This is a genomic window from Nonomuraea coxensis DSM 45129 (genome assembly GCF_019397265.1).
GTDB classification, from domain to species: Bacteria; Actinomycetota; Actinomycetes; order Streptosporangiales; family Streptosporangiaceae; genus Nonomuraea; species Nonomuraea coxensis.
Genome location: NZ_CP068985.1, coordinates 5767606 through 5784204, shown reverse-complemented (window position 1 = coordinate 5784204; position 16599 = coordinate 5767606). Strand labels below are relative to the sequence as shown.

Annotated in this window: 16 protein-coding genes and 1 pseudogene; 11 read left to right on the top strand and 6 right to left on the bottom strand. The window is 72.6% G+C overall.

Annotation, left to right across the window (positions count from 1 at the left end):
- Positions 1 to 112: 112 nt before the first annotated feature.
- From rapZ to whiA, 3 genes are all read left to right on the top strand, one after another.
- Positions 113 to 979: an RNase adapter RapZ gene (gene rapZ, locus Nocox_RS27070; RefSeq protein WP_020544764.1), complete on the top strand. Its 867-nt coding sequence runs from the start codon at positions 113 to 115 to the stop codon at positions 977 to 979.
- Positions 976 to 2010: a gluconeogenesis factor YvcK family protein gene (locus Nocox_RS27065; protein WP_020544765.1), complete on the top strand. Its 1035-nt coding sequence runs from the start codon at positions 976 to 978 to the stop codon at positions 2008 to 2010. Before rapZ ends, Nocox_RS27065 begins: the two co-directional genes overlap by 4 nt.
- Before the next feature lie 74 nt (positions 2011 to 2084).
- Positions 2085 to 3065 carry a DNA-binding protein WhiA gene (gene whiA, locus Nocox_RS27060; RefSeq protein WP_026214667.1) on the top strand — a complete coding sequence of 327 codons (981 nt, stop codon included), beginning with the start codon at positions 2085 to 2087 and terminating at the stop codon, positions 3063 to 3065.
- 192 nt (positions 3066 to 3257) lie between these two features.
- On the opposite strand, the gene Nocox_RS27055 is transcribed toward whiA, so the two are convergent.
- Positions 3258 to 3863 carry a hypothetical protein gene (locus Nocox_RS27055; RefSeq protein ID WP_020544767.1) on the bottom strand — a complete coding sequence of 202 codons (606 nt, stop codon included), beginning with the start codon at positions 3861 to 3863 and terminating at the stop codon, positions 3258 to 3260.
- Positions 3864 to 4090: 227 nt separating this feature from the next.
- Between Nocox_RS27055 and gap the strand changes: the two genes are divergently transcribed.
- The 5 genes from gap to Nocox_RS27030 all read left to right on the top strand — a co-directional run bounded on the left by gap (position 4091) and on the right by Nocox_RS27030 (position 7901).
- The gene (gene gap, locus Nocox_RS27050) at positions 4091 to 5095 is read left to right on the top strand and encodes a type I glyceraldehyde-3-phosphate dehydrogenase (RefSeq protein ID WP_020544768.1); all 1005 of its coding nucleotides are present in this window, start codon (positions 4091 to 4093) and stop codon (positions 5093 to 5095) included.
- An 87-nt stretch (positions 5096 to 5182) separates the two neighbouring features.
- On the top strand, positions 5183 to 6370 hold the full coding sequence (locus Nocox_RS27045) for a phosphoglycerate kinase (RefSeq protein WP_020544769.1): 1188 nt from the start codon (positions 5183 to 5185) through the stop codon (positions 6368 to 6370).
- Complete coding sequence (tpiA, locus tag Nocox_RS27040) at positions 6371 to 7153, top strand: triose-phosphate isomerase (RefSeq protein WP_020544770.1); 783 nt, start codon at positions 6371 to 6373, stop codon at positions 7151 to 7153.
- A gap of 99 nt (positions 7154 to 7252) precedes the next feature.
- Positions 7253 to 7483: a preprotein translocase subunit SecG gene (secG, locus tag Nocox_RS27035; protein WP_020544771.1), complete on the top strand. Its 231-nt coding sequence runs from the start codon at positions 7253 to 7255 to the stop codon at positions 7481 to 7483.
- 73 nt (positions 7484 to 7556) lie between these two features.
- A complete protein-coding gene (locus tag Nocox_RS27030; RefSeq protein WP_084685755.1) occupies positions 7557 to 7901 on the top strand; it encodes an RNA polymerase-binding protein RbpA in 345 nt (114 codons plus the stop codon).
- Between the two features lie 55 nt (positions 7902 to 7956).
- Here Nocox_RS27030 and Nocox_RS27025 read toward each other — a convergent pair whose 3' ends face one another.
- Positions 7957 to 9558, bottom strand: coding sequence for an amidohydrolase (locus Nocox_RS27025; protein ID WP_020544773.1), 1602 nt, complete (start codon positions 9556 to 9558; stop codon positions 7957 to 7959).
- A 25-nt stretch (positions 9559 to 9583) separates the two neighbouring features.
- Positions 9584 to 10960: an NAD(P)/FAD-dependent oxidoreductase gene (locus Nocox_RS27020; RefSeq protein ID WP_026214669.1), complete on the bottom strand. Its 1377-nt coding sequence runs from the start codon at positions 10958 to 10960 to the stop codon at positions 9584 to 9586.
- A 244-nt stretch (positions 10961 to 11204) separates the two neighbouring features.
- On the opposite strand from Nocox_RS27020, the gene Nocox_RS27015 reads away from it, so the two are divergent.
- The gene (locus Nocox_RS27015; protein WP_020544775.1) at positions 11205 to 12227 is read left to right on the top strand and encodes a GNAT family N-acetyltransferase; all 1023 of its coding nucleotides are present in this window, start codon (positions 11205 to 11207) and stop codon (positions 12225 to 12227) included.
- A gap of 276 nt (positions 12228 to 12503) precedes the next feature.
- Here Nocox_RS27015 and Nocox_RS27010 read toward each other — a convergent pair.
- A pseudogene (locus Nocox_RS27010) lies at positions 12504 to 12857 on the bottom strand (Clp protease N-terminal domain-containing protein); the annotation flags it as partial.
- Between the two features lie 138 nt (positions 12858 to 12995).
- Here Nocox_RS27010 and Nocox_RS27005 point away from each other — a divergent pair.
- Positions 12996 to 13814, top strand: coding sequence for a hypothetical protein (locus tag Nocox_RS27005; protein ID WP_157383201.1), 819 nt, complete (start codon positions 12996 to 12998; stop codon positions 13812 to 13814).
- Between the two features lie 72 nt (positions 13815 to 13886).
- Here the strand turns inward: Nocox_RS27005 and Nocox_RS27000 are convergent, their stop codons facing one another.
- Positions 13887 to 14630, bottom strand: coding sequence for a class I SAM-dependent methyltransferase (locus Nocox_RS27000; protein ID WP_169577057.1), 744 nt, complete (start codon positions 14628 to 14630; stop codon positions 13887 to 13889).
- A 98-nt stretch (positions 14631 to 14728) separates the two neighbouring features.
- Here Nocox_RS27000 and add point away from each other — a divergent pair, with 98 nt between their 5' ends.
- Positions 14729 to 15796, top strand: a complete 1068-nt coding sequence (gene add, locus Nocox_RS26995) for an adenosine deaminase (protein WP_020544779.1) — start codon at positions 14729 to 14731, stop codon at positions 15794 to 15796.
- A gap of 7 nt (positions 15797 to 15803) precedes the next feature.
- Here the strand turns inward: add and pgl are convergent, their stop codons facing one another.
- On the bottom strand, positions 15804 to 16577 hold the full coding sequence (gene pgl / locus Nocox_RS26990) for a 6-phosphogluconolactonase (protein WP_020544780.1): 774 nt from the start codon (positions 16575 to 16577) through the stop codon (positions 15804 to 15806).
- Between the last annotated feature and the right edge of the window lie 22 nt (positions 16578 to 16599).

Here is a 16599-nt window from a genome sequence, read left to right as displayed (position 1 = left end):
GCGGGATGCGCCCGGATCGCTGGGCCGGCGGGCGGTGTCGGCCGGGAAGGGCGTTGACATGGACAGCCGTGAGGGCAGTGCCGGTGGCCGGACTGACGGGCGGAAAGAGCAGATGAGCGCCGACCCGGCGTTCGTCATCGTGACCGGCATGTCCGGGGCGGGCCGCAGCACGGCGGCCAAGGCCCTGGAGGATCTGGGCTGGTTCGTCATCGACAACCTGCCGCCGGGGCTGCTGTTCGCCATGGCCGAGGAGGCGGGCAAGGTCAAGCTGGCCGCCGACAAGGTCGCCGCCGTGGTCGACGTGCGCAGCCTCGCCTTCACCACCGACCTCAACGCGGCCATCGAGGAGCTGGAGGCGCGCGGGGTCCGAGTGCGGGTGGTGTTCCTGGAGGCCAGCGACGAGGAGCTGGTGCGCCGGTTCGAGAACGTCCGCAGGCCCCACCCGTTGCAGGGCGAGGGGCGGCTGGTCGACGGCATCACCCGCGAGCGGGGCATCCTGCGCGAGGTGCGGGCCAACGCCGACCTGGTGATCGACACCTCCTCGCACAACGTCCACGACCTGCGCAACAAGATCGTCGCGTACTTCGGCGGCGAGGACAGGCCGGGGCTGCGGCTCAACGTGGTGTCCTTCGGCTTCAAGTACGGGCTGCCGGTCGACGCCGACCTCGTCGTGGACTGCCGGTTCCTGCCCAACCCGCACTGGGTGCCGGAGCTGCGGCCCATGAACGGGCTCGACGCCTCCGTCAGCGACTACGTCCTCGGGCAGCCGGGCGCCAAGGAGTTCCTCGACGCGTACGAGGAGGTCCTGAAGGTGGTCGCGGCCGGGTACGCGCGTGAGGGCAAGAGCTACGCGACGCTCGCGGTGGGCTGCACGGGCGGCAAGCACCGCAGCGTGGCCATGGCCGAGCAGGTCGCCGCCCGGCTGCGTGACCGCGGCATGGAGGTCCAGGTCAGCCACCGGGATGTGGGGCGCGAGTGACCGATGACGGTTCCGCGGCGCCGGCGGACGCACACTCTGACGACGACCCGCCCGCCTGCGGCCCGGCCGCAACCGTTCTGTCCGACCGGTCGGTGGACGGGCGGGGGCCGCGGGTGGTGGCGCTCGGCGGAGGGCATGGGCTGTTCGCGTCGCTGTCCGCGTTACGGATGGTCACCGACGAGCTGACCGCGGTCGTGACCGTCGCCGACGACGGCGGCTCCAGCGGCCGGTTGCGCCGCGAGCTGGGCGTGCTCCCGCCCGGCGACCTGCGCATGGCGCTGGCGGCGCTGTGCGGCGACGACGAGTGGGGCAGCACCTGGAGCGAAGTGGTGCAGCACCGTTTCCGCAGCGAGGGCGACCTGCACGGGCACGCCGTCGGCAACCTGCTGATCGTGGCCCTGTGGGAGCTGCTGGGCGATCCGGTGGCCGGGCTCGACTGGGTCGGCCGGCTGCTGGGCGCGCACGGCCGGGTGCTGCCGATGGCGTCCGTGCCGCTGGACATCGTCGCCGAGGTGGAGCTCGACGGCGTCATCTCGACCGTCCGCGGCCAGGTCGCGTGCGCCCTGACCCCCGGCCGCGTCCAGGCCATCTCCCTGGTGCCCGAGGACCCGCCCGCGCGGCCCGAGGCCGTGGCGGCGGTGTCGGAGGCCGACTGGGTGGTGTTCGGGCCCGGCTCGTGGTTCACCAGCGTCCTGCCGCACCTCAAGGTGCCCGAGCTGGCCAGGGCGCTGCACGCGACCCGGGCGCGCCGGCTCGTCACGCTCAACCTGGCCCCGCAGGCCGGCGAGACCGACGACTTCTCCCCGCAGCAGCATCTGGAGGTGCTCCGGCAGCACGCGCCGGACCTGTCGATCGACGTCGTCCTCGCCGACACCGGCGTGGTCGACGATCCCGGCGCCCTGGAGAAGGCCGCCGCCGCGCTCGGCGCGCGGGTCGTCATGGCCGACGTGGCGGCCGGCGACGGCTCGCCCCGGCACGACCCACGACGTCTTGCCTCCGTCCTGGACGAGATTTTCCTCCAGAAGCGTTGATCCTGGTCGGGGTGGCGCGAAGGTGCGAGAGACTGGCGTGAGCCGGTCTGAATGGGGGAGAGGACTAAACGCTTATGGCGATGACAGGTGTGGTGAAAGACGAACTGAGCCGCCTGCCGGTGCTGAAGCCCTGCTGCCGCAAGGCCGAGGTTTCCACGCTGCTGCGGTTCGCCAGCGGCCTGCACCTGGTGGGCGGGCGGATCGTGATCGAGGCGGAGCTCGACACCAACGCCACCGCGCGGCGCCTGATCAAGGACATCGGTGAGGTGTTCGGCCACAAGGCGGAGGTGCTCGTGCTGGCCCCCGCCGGCCTGCGCAAGGGCTCCCGTTACGTGGTGCGCGTCTACCGGGACGGCGAGGCGCTCGCCCGCCAGACGGGGTTGATCGACAACCACGGCCGTCCCGTGCGCGGCCTGCCGCGGCAGGTGGTGGCCGGCGCGGCGTGCGACGCCGAGGCGGCCTGGCGTGGCGCGTTCCTGGCGCACGGCTCGCTCACCGAGCCTGGACGGTCGATGTCGCTGGAGGTCACCTGCCCGGGGCCCGAGGCGGCGCTGGCGCTCGTGGGCTCGGCGCGGCGGCTGAAGATCCACGCCAAGGCGCGCGAGGTGCGCGGCGTGGACCGGGTCGTGGTGCGCGACGGCGACGCCATCAGCGCGCTGCTCACCCGCCTGGGAGCGCACGACAGCGTGCTGGCCTGGGAAGAACGGCGGATGCGCCGCGAGGTGCGGGCCACCGCCAACCGGCTGGCCAACTTCGACGACGCCAACCTGCGGCGTTCGGCCCGCGCGGCGGTCGCCGCCGGGGCGCGGGTGCAGCGGGCGCTGGAGATCCTCGGTGACGAGGCGCCGGAGCACCTCGTGGTGGCCGGGCGGCTGCGGGTGGAGCACAAGCAGGCGTCCCTGGAGGAGCTGGGGCAGATCGCCGACCCGCCGCTGACGAAGGACGCGATCGCCGGGCGGATCAGGCGGTTGCTGGCGATGGCGGACAAGCGGGCGTCCGATCTCGGCATCCCCAACACCGAGGCCAACCTCACCGTCGACATGCTCGCGCCCTGACCTGCTCCTTCAGTCATCCCGTACGGCAGAGCCGGGTGGGCCCGGGCCTTCGTGGTTCCGGGTTCCGTGGTTCCGGGCCTCGTGGTGCCGAGCTTCGTGGTTCATGGCGAGCGGCGCGCCGGCCCTGACCGGATGCCGCCCCAGCCACCAGGAACGGCACCGGAGCGGCCCGGAGCGAAACCGGAGCGAGGGTCAGTCGCGGGCGGGTTTGCGAGGGGCGAACAGGTCCGTGGTGGGCTGCTGGCCCGGGGGCTGGGCGGGCTCGAAGGGGGCGCGGTAGTCCGTTTCCTCCTGGCCCTCCTCCGGGGCGCCGGCGCCGGGCTCCGTCCGGCGGCGGTGGGCGCGGCGGGCGGCGAGCACGCGCAGGGTGACCAGCAGGAGGGCGGCCAGCGCGGCCACGGCGAGATAGAGCCAGGCGGCCCAGGTCTCCGCGAAGGGGTCGCGGTAGAGGTTGGGCGCGTGCGGGAGGCCGGCGGTGAAGTTGTCCCATGTGATGTCGGACACCGTGACGTCCGGCGGGCCGGCGGGCGGGGTGCGCAGGGTGGCGCCGATCATGATCGAGGAGCCGAGCACCTGCCCGGCGGCCATGGCGGCCCCGGCGTACAGGGCGGACACGGGGACCAGCGTCAGGGCGCGCGGGCGCGCCGCGCCGACCCCGAGGGCGACCAGCAGCGCGACCAGCAGGGACGAGACCAGCGAGAGGGGGTGCCCGTTGCCGAACGCGGTGACGCCGGCCGGCAGGCGGGTCTGGAACAGCACGGCCGCCCCCAGCGCGGCGGCGCCGACGAGCGCCGCCAACAGGCCCAGCGCTAGTCCGGGAAGGAGTCCGGACCGGTTGTGTGACATCTCAGCCCCCAGAGAATGCACGAATTTACTCCGATGAGTCGGGCACTTTACTCGAAGCCCGCAAAAAGTGTGCGTAGCACCCGCATGCGCTGGGCGGGGGCTGCAGTGGTCTAAACCAATTTAGGTCCGATAGGGTTCGTGGTTGAGGTTTCAGCCCGCCATCTGTTCGAGGAGATCGCGTGAGCATCCGCGTAGGCGTCAACGGCTTCGGCCGCATCGGCCGCAACTTCTGGCGCGCTGTCGCCGCCAGCGGCAAGGACATCGAGATCGTCGCGGTCAACGACCTGACCGACAACGCGACGCTCGCCCACCTTCTGAAGTACGACAGCATTCTGGGCCGCCTGCCCTACGAGGTGAAGGCCACCAGCGACGAGATCACCGTCGACGGCAAGGCGATCAAGGTCTTCGAGGAGCGCGACCCGGGCAAGCTGCCCTGGGGCGACCTCGGCGTGGACGTCGTCGTCGAGTCCACCGGCCTGTTCACCGACGCCAACAAGGCGAGGGCGCACGCCGACAACGGCGCGAAGAAGGTCATCATCTCCGCTCCGGCGAAGAACGAGGACGTCACGATCGTCATGGGGGTCAACGACTCCTCCTACGACCCGGCCAAGCACACGATCATCTCCAACGCGTCCTGCACCACCAACTGCCTGGCGCCGATGGCCAAGGTCATCCACGACTCCTTCACCATCGAGAAGGGTCTGATGACCACCATCCACGCCTACACGCAGGACCAGAACCTGCAGGACGGTCCGCACAAGGACCTGCGCCGCGCCCGCGCCGCCGCGCTCAACGTGGTGCCCACCTCCACCGGCGCCGCCAAGGCCATCGGCCTGGTGCTGCCGGAGCTCAAGGGCAAGCTCGACGGCTTCGCGATGCGCGTGCCGATCCCCACGGGCTCGGCCACCGACCTCACCGTCGAGGTCGGCCGCGACGTCACGGTCGACGAGGTCAACGCCGCGGTCAAGGCCGCCGCCGAGGGCCCGCTCAAGGGCGTCCTCACCTACACGGAGGACCAGATCGTCTCCTCCGACATCGTCACCGACCCGGCCTCCTGCATCTTCGACGCCGGCCTCACCAAGGTCATCGGCAACCAGGTCAAGGTCGTCGGCTGGTACGACAACGAGTGGGGCTACTCCAACCGCCTCGTCGACCTGATCGAGCTGGTCGGCCGCGGCCTCTGACCCGCCGGCCCGGCCGACCCCGGCCGGCCACGAACACGTGCCGGGGCGCGCGCCGAGCGCGCCCCGCGGGAACAGGAGCATGAGAGCATGCGCACGCTCGACGATCTCGACGTGAAGGGTCGGCGCGTGCTGGTGCGCGCCGACCTCAACGTCCCCCTCGACGGGGAGACGATCACCGACGACGGTCGCATCCGCGCGTCGGTGCCGACGATCAAGGCGCTGGCCGGCCGCGGCGCCAGGGTCGTCGTCTGCGCCCATCTGGGCAGGCCCAAGGGCCAGGTCAACCCGAAATACTCGCTGCGGCCGGTCGCGGCCCGCCTGGGCGAGCTGCTGGGCCAGGACGTCGCCTTCGCCACCGACGTGGTCGGCGACAGCGCCCGCGCCACGGCCGAGGCGCTCCAGGACGGCCAGGTCGCGCTGCTGGAGAACCTGCGTTTCGAGCCGGGCGAGGACTCCAAGGACGACGCCGCGCGCGGCGCGTTCGCCGAGAAGCTGGCCGGGCTCGCCGAACTCTACGTGGGCGACGGCTTCGGCGCGGTGCACCGCAAGCACGCCAGCGTCTACGACGTGCCGAGGATCCTGCCGCACGCGGCGGGCGGGCTGATCGTCGCCGAGGTCGAGGTGCTGCGCAAGCTCACCGAGCAGCCCGAGCGCCCCTACGTGGTGGTGCTGGGCGGTGCCAAGGTCTCCGACAAGCTCGGCGTCATCGCCAACCTGCTCACCAAGGTCGACCGGCTGCTCATCGGCGGCGGCATGGCCTACACCTTCCTCAAGGCCCAGGGCCACGAGGTCGGCGGGTCGCTGCTCCAGGAGGACCAGCTCGACCAGGTGCGCGGCTTCCTCGCCGAGGCCGCGGAGCGCGGCGTGGACCTGGTGCTGCCGGTCGACGTGCTGGCCGCCACCGAGTTCGCCGCCGACGCCGAGCACGAGGCGGTCGAGGCCACCGCGATCCCGGCCGACCGCCAGGGGCTCGACATCGGGCCGAAGACCCGCGAGCTGTTCGCCGCCAAGCTGGCCGACGCCAAGACCGTCTTCTGGAACGGGCCCATGGGCGTGTTCGAGTTCGACGCCTTCTCCGGCGGCACCAGGGCCGTGGCCGAGGCGCTCATCGCCTCCGGCGCCTTCACCGTGGTGGGCGGCGGCGACTCCGCGGCCGCCGTGCGCAGGCTCGGCCTCCCCGAGGACGGCTTCTCGCACATCTCCACCGGCGGCGGCGCCAGTCTCGAATACCTTGAGGGGAAGACCCTCCCCGGACTCGCCGCTCTGGAGGAGTAGGTGTCACAGCGCAAGCCGCTCATGGCGGGCAACTGGAAGATGAACCTCAACCACCTCGAGGCCATCGCGCTGGTCCAGAAGCTCGCCTTCACCCTCAGCGACAAGGACTTCGACAAGACCGAGGTCGCCGTCCTGCCACCCTTCACCGACCTGCGCAGCGTCCAGACCCTGGTCGACGGCGACAAGCTCAGGATTGTCTACGGCGCCCAGGACCTCTCCGCGCACGACGGCGGGGCCTACACCGGCGAGGTGTCCGGTCCCATGCTGGCCAAGCTGGGCTGCACGTACGTCGTCATCGGCCACTCCGAGCGGCGGCAGTACCACGGCGAGGACGACGACGTCGTCAACGCCAAGGTGCAGGCGGCCTACCGGCACTCGCTCACGCCCATCCTGTGCGTCGGCGAGGGCCTGGCGGTGCGCCAAGAGGGCGGTCACATCGCGCACAGTCTCGGCCAACTCGACGGCGCTCTGCGCAAGATCTCGGCAGAGCAGGCAAAATCGATAGTGGTGGCCTACGAACCGGTGTGGGCGATCGGCACCGGCGAGGTGGCCACCCCCGACGATGCCCAGGAGGTGTGCGGAGCATTGCGAATCAGACTCGCTGAGCTCTACGACGCCGAAGTGGCCTCGGCGGTCCGTATCCTTTACGGAGGCTCGGTCAAGTCAGGAAATGTCGCCGGAATCATGGCACAACCGGATGTCGATGGCGCGCTCGTGGGCGGTGCCAGCATCGACGCCGGAGAGTTCGCCAAGATCTGCCGATTCTCCGACATGCCAGGCTGAATGAGCCGTTCGGGGGGTGCGACTTGACAGCAGGCCGTACCCTCAGAAGGCAAGTTTGAATCGTCACGCGTAACAGAGCATTGAAGGAACAGGCATACCGTGGAACTCGGAATCTCCATCGCCCTCATCCTGGCGAGCCTTCTCATGATCCTGCTCGTCCTGCTTCACAAGGGCAAGGGTGGTGGCCTGTCTGACATGTTCGGCGGCGGTTTCTCGTCGAACTTCGGCGGTTCCTCCGTGGTGGAGCGCAACCTCGATCGGCTGACCGTGATCACGGGCACCATCTGGTTCGTCTGCATCATCGCTCTCGGGCTGCTCGTGAAGCCCTGAGCAACAAGTCAACGCGTGACAGTGATTCTCCCCCCGTGTTCGCGCGCGGGGCGATCGAGCGAGGAGTTCATCCGTGGGTAGTGGCAACGCGATCCGTGGCAGCCGAGTCGGCGCCGGCCCTATGGGGGAGGCCGAGCGCGGCGAGGCAGCTCCGAGAGTGCGGGTCTCGTTCTGGTGCGCCAACATGCACGAGACGCGCCCCAGTTTCGCCAGTGACGCGGCGGTCCCCGAGCTGTGGGACTGCCCTCGTTGCGGCCTCCCTGCCGGACAGGACGAGTCGAACCCCCCTGCCCCGCCTAGGAACGAGCCGTACAAGACGCACCTCGCGTACGTGAAGGAGCGCAGGAGCGACAAGGACGGCAAGGCGATCCTGGAGGAAGCACTGGAGCGCCTGCGCGCCAACAAGTCCCCCTGGTAGACCGGCGTCGTGAACCCCCGCCCCTCGGGCGGGGGTTCACGCATGCCCGGGCCCCCTACTGGTGGACCGGCTCGCCGTCCACGAAGGTCATCCGCACGCGGGTGGTCCAGATCTCCTCCGGCGGCAGCGCGAACGGGTCGCGGTCCAGCACCACCAGGTCCGCCGGGCGGCCAGGCGCCAGCACGCCCGCCGGGGAGCGGTTGATCCAGGCCGAGCCGGAGGTGTAGGCGGCCATCGCCGTCGCCAGGTCCAGCCGCTGGCCGGGCAGGAACGGCGTGCGCGCCGTCGGATAGCCGGCGTGCACCGAGCCGCCGGGCTCGGTCCGGTTGACCGCCACGTGCATGCCCTGGATGGGGTCGGCGTCCGAGACCGGCCAGTCGCTGCCCGCGCAGAAGCGGGCGCCGTGCTCCAGCAGGTCCCTGAACGGATACTGCCACGACGAGCGCGGCTCGCCCAGGTACGGCAGCGTCAGCTCGTCCATCTGGGCGTGATGGGTGGCCCACAGCGGCTGGAGGTTGGCCGTGACGCCGAGCGCGGCGAAGCGCGGCACGTCCGACGGCTCGATGATCTGCAGGTGCGCGATGTGGTGGCGGTTGGCCGGGTCGGTGCCCTCGAAGCTGTCCAGCGCCTCGCGGACCGCGCGCTCGCCGATCGCGTGGAAGTGCACCTGGAAGCCGAGCCGGTCCAGCTCGGCGACGTACCCGCGGAGCTTGGCGGGGTCCACGTACGACAGGCCGGTGCCGCCGCACAGGCAGTACGGCTCCAGCGTCGCGGCGGTGAAGTTCTCCGTGATGCCGTCCTGCATGATCTTGACCGAGCCCGCCCTGAACCGGTCCAGGCCCTCCGACTCGGCCCGTCGCGCCACCAGCTCGTCGATCTGCTCGGAGCCGCGGGTCCTGTCCCACCACAGGGCGCCCGCCACGCGAGCCCTGAGGCGTCCCTGGCGGGCCGCGGACAGGTAGGTGGGCAACTGGTCGTCGGAGCCCGCGTACGAGCCCACGATGGCGTCCTGCCAGCCTGTGACGCCCAGCGAGAACAGGTGCCGCTGCGCGTCCTCCAGCGCCGCGTCCAGGTCGCGAGAGGTGGGGCGCGGGGTGAGCAGGCCGACGAGGTCCATCGCGCCCTCGTGCAGCACGCCCGACGGCGTTCCGTCGGGGTCGCGCTCGATGCGGCCGTCGGCCGGGTCGGGGGTGTCCCTGGTGATGCCGGCCCGCTCCAGGGCGCGGCCGTTGACCCAGGCGGCGTGGTGGTCGCGCTGGATCAGGTAGACCGGGCGGTCCAGGTGGTCGAGCTGGGACCGGTGGGGGAGGCCGCCGGGGAAGGCCGACATGTCCCAGCCGCCGCCGTCGATCCACTCCTTGTCCGGATGACGCCGGGCGTAGGCGTCGATCGCGGCGAGGTAGGCGTCCAGGCCGTAGACCTCCGACAGGTCGCATCTGGCGCGCTCCAGGCCCGCCTGGACCGGATGGACGTGGGCGTCGGTGAAGCCCGGCGTCAGCAGGCCGCCGGCCAGGTCGACCGTCTCGTGCGACGGCGTGCGGCGGGCCAGCTCCCCCTCCGCGCCCAGGGCGGCGATCCGGCCGCCGGACACCAGCACGGCCGTCTCCCTGACGCCGTCAGGGGTGAAGACGCGGCCGCCGCGGAAGAGGATGTCCATCAAGTCTCCTTCGTGATCTTCACGTTCAGTGCCCCGTGATGAGGTCGGCGAAGCGGGCCAGGACCGAGGTGCGCGGCATCGTGCGCTCGCGCTCGTCGGCCACCCTGTACAGCCGGTACATCGCGTGCACGCCGATCCAGCGCAGCGGCTCAGGCTCCCACGCGCGCACCCTGCGGCCCACCCACGGCAAGGATGTCAGCTCCGTCTCCTCGCCGAGGACGAGGTCGCGCAGCGTGCGGCCGGCCAGGTTCGTGGTGGTGACGCCGTGTCCGGTGTAGCCGCCCGCCCAGCCGAGACCCGTGGAGGGGTCCACGTGGACGGTCGAGCACCAGTCGCGCGGCACGCCGAGCACGCCCGACCAGGCGTGGGCGACCGAGGAGGAGCGCGCGGCCGGGAAGAACTCGGTCAGCAGGCTCCACAGCGCCTCGACCGTCCACTCGTGGGTGTGGCCGCGGGCGTCGACGCGGGAGCCGTACAGGTAGGGGCGGCCCCGGCCGCCGAAGGCGATGCGGTCGTCGGCGGTGCGCTGGGCGTACATGTAGTAGTGGGCCATGTCGCCGAGCAGCTCCGCGCCGCGCCAGCCGACCTCGTCCCAGAACGACTCCGGCAGGGGCTCGGTGACGATCATGGAGCTGTTCATCGGCAGCCACTGGCGGCGCAGGCCGCGCAGGCGGGAGGTGAAGCCCTCCGTGGCGCGGATGACGTGGCCGGCGGTCACGGTGCCGTACGGGGTGACGGCGCGGTGCGGCGCGATCTCGGTGACAGGGGTGCGCTCGTAGATGGGCACGCCGAGATCCCTGACCACCCTGGCCAGGCCCTGGGCGAGCTTGGCGGGCTGGATGCGGGCGCAGTGCGGGCTCCAGGAGCCCTCGATCGCGCCGGCGACCCGCAGGTGGTCGCCGGGGTTCACCAGGCGCAGGTCCTCCTCGCCGATGCCCCAGGGACGGGCCGACTCGACGCTCTCGCGCAGGCGGGAGACCTGGGCGGGGGTGCGGGCCACGTTCAGGACGCCGCCCTTGACCAGGTCGCAGTCGATGCCCTCCTTCTCGCAGACGGCGATGACCTCGTCGATGGAGGTGTACATCTCGCGCTGCAGGCGGCGGGCGCCCTCGCCGTAGCGCTCGTGCGAGCCGGCCAGGTCGCCGGTCAGCCAGCCGCCGTTGCGGCCGGAGGCGCCGAAGCCGGCGAACTCCTGCTCCAGCAGGACCACGCGGAGGGACGGGCGGGCGCGCTTGAGGTAGTACGCGGTCCACAGGCCCGTGTAGCCGGCGCCGACGATCGCCACGTCGGCATCGAGATCGCCGTCGAGACGGGGGCCGGGGGCGGGGACGCCCATGGACCGGTACCAGAAGGACACGTCGCCGTTCACGAACTCGGACGACAAGGGAACACGCACGCTCATGCCCCCGTATCCTGCTATATCCGGACACTGCGCCGCATCTCGCAACGAAATTCGTGATGGATCCTCAACGAGTCAGAGGTGCGGGAGGCGCGCCGCGAGGCCGGTGGGGCGCATGAGGTGTCCCGTGCCCGCTCGTCCCGCCGAGACGGCCGTGCGCCGGGGTCCTTATCGGGATAAATAGGTTCATTTCCTGATGAAACACGTCGTTAGCGGACGTGTAACACCTTCAGGGCATGCTCGGCGCATGGGATTCTTGCGCATCCGCACCACGGTGGACGAGCGGCCCGGCCGGCTGGCCTCTCTGGCGTCGGCCCTGGCCGAGAGGGGCGGCAACATTCTCGGGCTCAGCGTCCAGTCCGACACCGACGGCACCGTCGACGAGTTCGTCGCCGACATCCCCGCCGGCCCGGAGGCCGTGCGCGAGGCCCTGGAGGCGGCCGGCGGGCGCGAGGTGCAGGTGGTCCCCGCCACCGCCCACGAGCTGACCGACGAGCCCACCCGCGCGCTCCTGCTCGCCTCCCGGCTGCGTACGATGCCGTGGCGGCTGCCCGAGCTGCTCGCCGAGCTGCTGCGCGCCGACGACGCCCGGTGGATCTATGGTGATGCCGTGAGTGACCTCCCCGACCCGACGAGGCTCGTCGTGCCCGTCGCCGCCAAGCGCGCGGTCCGGCTGCGCCGTGCCGAACTCCCGTTCACGCTGACCGAGGCCGCCAGGGCCGCCGCCCTCGCCCGGCTCGCCCAGCCCGCCGCCGACCAGATGAGCGCCGAGCGCGGCGTCAAGCTGTCCGATGGCGTCGAGGTCACGGTGCGCCCGCTCACCTCCATCTACCGGGAGGCCGTACGCGACCTGCACGACAGGTGCTCGCCGGAATCGCGCAGGTTCCGCTACTTCACCGCCATGCCCGCGCTGCCGCCCCAGATGTTCGACCGGCTGTGCGACAAGAACCGCGGACACTCCCTGGTCGCCGGGCACGACGGGCAGGTGGTGGCGATGGCCAACCTGATGTTCACGCCGGACCCCGGCATCGCCGAGATGGCCTTCCTCGTCGAGGACCGCTGGCAGGGGCGCGGTCTGGGCGTGGCCATGGCCCGGATGCTGGTGCGCGCCGCCCGCGACCTCGGGTACGCCGAGGTCAGGGCGACCATGCTGTCCGACAACGCGCGGATGCGCCGGCTGCTGGTGTCGCTGGGCGCCACGCTCGGCTACACCGAGGACCCCGGCGTGGTGGAGGCACGGCTGCCGGTCGGCGCGCTGGCGGCTGTCTGAGGGCGGCTGTCCGAGGGCGGCTGGTAAGGGCGGGGCCGGCGGAGGAAGCCCGACGGCGGGGGCCGATGGGCCGATGGGCCGGTGTCAGCCGACGCCCTCGCCCTCCTCGCCCTCGATCCTCCCGTCACGCTCGGCGCCGGCCTGCGGGCGGATGCCGAGGTGGCGTTCGATGCGCTCCAGACTCTCCTGGATCTGGGCGAGCCGCTCGTTCACGGAGCCGGCGCCCGCGAAGAGCACCTCGGGCGGACGCTCCCTGGAGCCCCGCCCGACCCGGTCGAGCAGGCGCTGGCGCAGCCCGGCCAGGTCCGCGCCGGCGTCCACGAGCGCCTCGGCGGCCAGCCCCTCGCCCTCCCTGATCAGCCCGAGCAGGATGTGCTCGGTGCCGATGTAGTTGTGGCGCAGTTGCAGCGCCTCGCGCAGCGACAGCTCCAGGACCTTCTTGGCGCGCTGGGTGAACGGGATGTGCCCGCTCGGCGGCTTGCCGTCGTGTCCCGTCTCGCGCTCGACGAACGCGCGTACGCGGCCCTGCTCCACCCCGCTGTCCTCCAGGACCAGCGCGGCCAGCCCCTCGCCCTCGGCGATGAGACCCAGCAGGATGTGTTCCGTACCGATGTAGCCGTGGTTCATCATCCGCGCCTCCTCCTGAGCGAGGACGACGACCCTGCGCGCTCGGTCGGTGAAGCGTTCGAACACCGGGGGCCTCCGTTCGGCTGGGGGGCTGCCTCCACTATGCGCTAGAAAACCCGCCATGTGGGGTATTTGTCCTGTGTGGATCTTGACGAGGTGGCGGACCGCCTGTACGCCCTCCCGCCGCCGGAGTTCACCGCCGCGCGTACGGCCGAGGCCCGCGCGGCCAGGGAGGCGGGCGACGCCGGGCTCGCCCGCGCGATAGCGAAGCTGCGCAAGCCCACGGTGTCGGCGGCGGCGGTCAACCGGGCGGCCCGCGCGCATCCCGGCGAGGTGGCCGAGCTTCTGGAGGTGGGGGAGCGGCTGCGCGCCGCCTGGGAGGAGCAGGACCCCGACGCGCTCGCCGAGCTGACCCGGCGACGGGGTGAGGTCACCGGCCGGCTCGGGCGGCTCGTCAGGCAGGAGGGCGGGCTGTCGTCCGCTGCTGCCGCCGAGGTGGACCAGACCCTGGACGCCGCCGTCGTGGACGCCGGCGCGGCCGACCAGGTGCGCCGTGGCCGGCTCGCCCAGCCGCTCGCCTACAGCGGCTTCGCGCCCGCGCCCGCGCCGCGCGGACGGCCGGCCAGGAAGAAGAAGCCCGCCCGCGAGGCCAAGACCGCCGCGCCCCGCCCCCGCGAGGAGGCGCCGCCCGAGCAGGCCGAGCAGGCTAGGCAGGCCCAGCAAGCCAGGCAGGCCGAGCAGGACAGGAAGGCCAGGGAGCGGGCCGAGGCGGAGGCCGCGCACCGGGAATGGCAGGAGGCCCTGGAAGCCGCCCAGCGGGACTTCGACGACCGCGCGGCCAAGGTCGAACGGCTGGAGCGCAAACTCGCCAAGGCGCGCCGCAGACTGGACGACAGCGGGAACCGGCTGGAGGTCGCGCGGCGGGAGGAGCGCCACGCCCGCCGGCGGCTGGACCAGTGAGCCACGCCGGGGGAGGTGTAGGCCGCCCCGGCCGGGGTGCGAGTCGCGGTGAAGGGGTGAGGCGTCGGCGGGTCAGGGGTGGTGGGCGTGGGCTATGTGGGCGCAGACGGGGAAGCCGTCGCGGGCGTACGGCGCCGCCAGCCGCTCGTAGTGGGCCCGGACCCGGCCGGTCACCGCCGGCGGCTGCCGTGCGATGGTGCCGAACCTGACCCCGCCGGCGCCCACGACGTCCGTCCACCAGGTGTCGAGGTCCACGCGGTGCCGCCATCGCACGCTCTCCACCTCCGCGCCCGCGAACCCGGCGGCGGCCAGCAGCGCCGCGAACCGCTCGGGGTCGGCGTCGGCGGCGAAGGGCCGGGGCGGCGCCGCGGGGGCCAGGCCCGCCGCGTCCATGGCGTCGGAGAGGACGGCGGTGGCGGTCATCTCCCCGGCCTTCCACCAGCTCAGGGCGAGAGTCCCGCCGGGCCGCAGCACGCGGCGCAGCTCGCGCAGCGACGCGGCGGTGTCGGGCACGTGGTTGATGAGGAAGTTCCCCGCGACGGCGTCGAACGCCCCGTCGCCGAACGGCAGGCCGGGCAGCGCGGCCCGCAGGACCGCCGCCCCGGGGAAGCGCCGCGCGGTCAGCTCGGCCATGGCCGGGTCGGCGTCGACGGCGGTCACCTCGGCCCCCAGGGCGAGCGCCGCCTCCGTGACCACCCCGCTGCCGCAGCCGACGTCGAGCAGCCGCCGCGCGCCATGGGAGCGGGCCAGCAGGGGCGCGACGGTGTGCCGGGTCAGCCGGGCGAACCCGCGATCGTACATCTCGGCGTTCACCACGCCCTCACCATACTCCCCGCACGGAACCTCACACATCTGTGTCAGTTTGGGCCGGGTTCGCTACCGGAACGGGGATCGCGGCCCTTAATGTCGTCGCCATGACCTCCACGACCGCCACCGCCCCCGACCCGGCGCTCGACGCCTTCATCGCCGCGCTCCCCAAGGTCGAGCTGCACGTCCACCTGGTCGGCTCCGCCTCGGTCCCCACCGTCCTGGAGCTGGCCCGCCGCCATCCTGGCGCCACCGAGGTCCCGCGCGACGAGGAGGAGCTGCGCCGCTTCTACACGTTCCGCGACTTCCCGCACTTCGCCCGCGTCTACGCGGCGGTCAACCGGCTCGTCAGCGAGCCCGAGGACGTCGCCACGCTCGTCGTCGGGCTGGCCCGCGACCTCGCCCCCCAAGGCGCCCGGTACGCGGAGCTGCAGGTCACCCCGTACGCCCACCACGTCGTCGGCCTCCCGAAGCGCGCAGTCACCGAGGCCCTGGACCTCGCCGCCCGCCGCGCCGCCGCCGAGCACGGCGTGGAGATCGCCTACATCTTCGACATCCCCGGCGAGTACGGCGAGGAAGCCGCGAGGGTCACCCTCGACCACGCCCTCACGGAACCTCCCGCCGCCTTGGTAGGTTTCGGCATCGCCGGCATCGAGCAGGAACGCGCGAAACACCGCGACGCCTACCGCGCCGCGTTCGCCGCCGCCCGCGCCGCCGGGCTGCACAGCGTCCCGCACGGCGGCGAGATGACCGGTCCTGAGACGATCTGGGAGGTCATCGAGGGCTACGGCGCCGAGCGGATCGGCCACGGCATCACCTGCCTCGCCGACCCCCGCCTGGTCGCGCACCTGCGCGAGACCCGGCTCCCGCTGGACGTCTGCCCCACCTCCAACCTCCGCACCGGGCAGATCGCCCGCATCGAGGACCACCCGCTGCCCCGGATGCTGGAGGAGGGCCTGTACGTCACGCTGAACAGCGACGACCCGCCGATGTTCGCGACCACCCTGGCCGAGGAGTACCGGGTCGCCGCCCGGGTGTTCGGCCTCGGCCGGGCCGGGCTGGCGGAGCTGGCCGCGAACGGGGTGCGGGCGTCGTACCTGAAGGAGGAGCGCAAGCGGGCCCTTCTCGCCGAGATCGACGAGCTGACCGGCGCCGCGGAGGGCGGGGCCGGCTGAGCGTCCGTCAGGGAGAGGCCAGGCGGCCCAGCTCCGGCGGGATCTTCCCGGCCGCCGCCCGGTCGAGCAGGAACAACGTCCGCTGCCGCCCGCGCGCCCCGGCCGCGGGCACCTGGACGGGCCCGGACGCCGACAGGGCCAGGTGGACCGCCCCGGCCTTCTCCGCGCCGGCCGCGACCACCCACACCTCGCGGGCCGCCCGGATGGCCGGCAGCGTCAGCGAGATCCGGGTGGGCGGCGGCTTGGGCGAGCCGTGCACCGCCACCACGGGGCGGGTGTCGTACAGGGCGGGCATGCCGGGGAACAGCGACGCCACGTGCGCGTCGGGGCCCATGCCGAGCAGCATCACGTCGAACCCGGGCACCGGCCCGTGGTCCTCGGGCCGGGCGGCGGCACGCAGCTCGGCGGCGTAGGACTCGGCCGACTCCTCGGCCGTCATGCCGGAGTCGGGGCCGCGCATCACGTGCACCCGCCCGGGGTCCACGTCCACGTGGTCGAGCAGGGCGTCGCGGGCGCCGGTCTCGTTGCGCTCCTTGTCGCCCGCCGGCAGGAAGCGCTCGTCGCCCCACCAGATGTCCAGCCGCCGCCAGTCGACCGCGTCACGGGCCGGGGTGGCGGCGATCGCGGCCAGCGTGGCGATGCCGACCGTGCCGCCGGTGAGCACCAGCGAGGCCGAGCCCTTGGCCGACTGCGCGTCGACCAGGCGGGTGATGATCCGGGCCGCCACCGCCTTCGCCAGGACGTCGGCGTTGCGGTGGACGACGATGCCGGGGGCGCCCACGGACGCCTGTTTCGCAGTCACG

Excerpts from the sequence above, each read along its gene's own strand:
- Nocox_RS27020 (WP_026214669.1), bottom strand. The coding sequence starts at position 10,960 with ATGAGCGTGCGTGTTCCCTTGTCGTCCGAGTTCGTGAACGGCGACGTG.
- Nocox_RS27015 (WP_020544775.1), top strand. The coding sequence starts at position 11,205 with ATGGGATTCTTGCGCATCCGCACCACGGTGGACGAGCGGCCCGGCCGG.
- Nocox_RS27045 (WP_020544769.1), top strand. The coding sequence starts at position 5,183 with ATGCGCACGCTCGACGATCTCGACGTGAAGGGTCGGCGCGTGCTGGTG.
- Nocox_RS27025 (WP_020544773.1), bottom strand. The coding sequence starts at position 9,558 with ATGGACATCCTCTTCCGCGGCGGCCGCGTCTTCACCCCTGACGGCGTC.
- whiA (WP_026214667.1), top strand. The coding sequence starts at position 2,085 with ATGGCGATGACAGGTGTGGTGAAAGACGAACTGAGCCGCCTGCCGGTG.
- add (WP_020544779.1), top strand. The coding sequence starts at position 14,729 with ATGACCTCCACGACCGCCACCGCCCCCGACCCGGCGCTCGACGCCTTC.
- rapZ (WP_020544764.1), top strand. The coding sequence starts at position 113 with ATGAGCGCCGACCCGGCGTTCGTCATCGTGACCGGCATGTCCGGGGCG.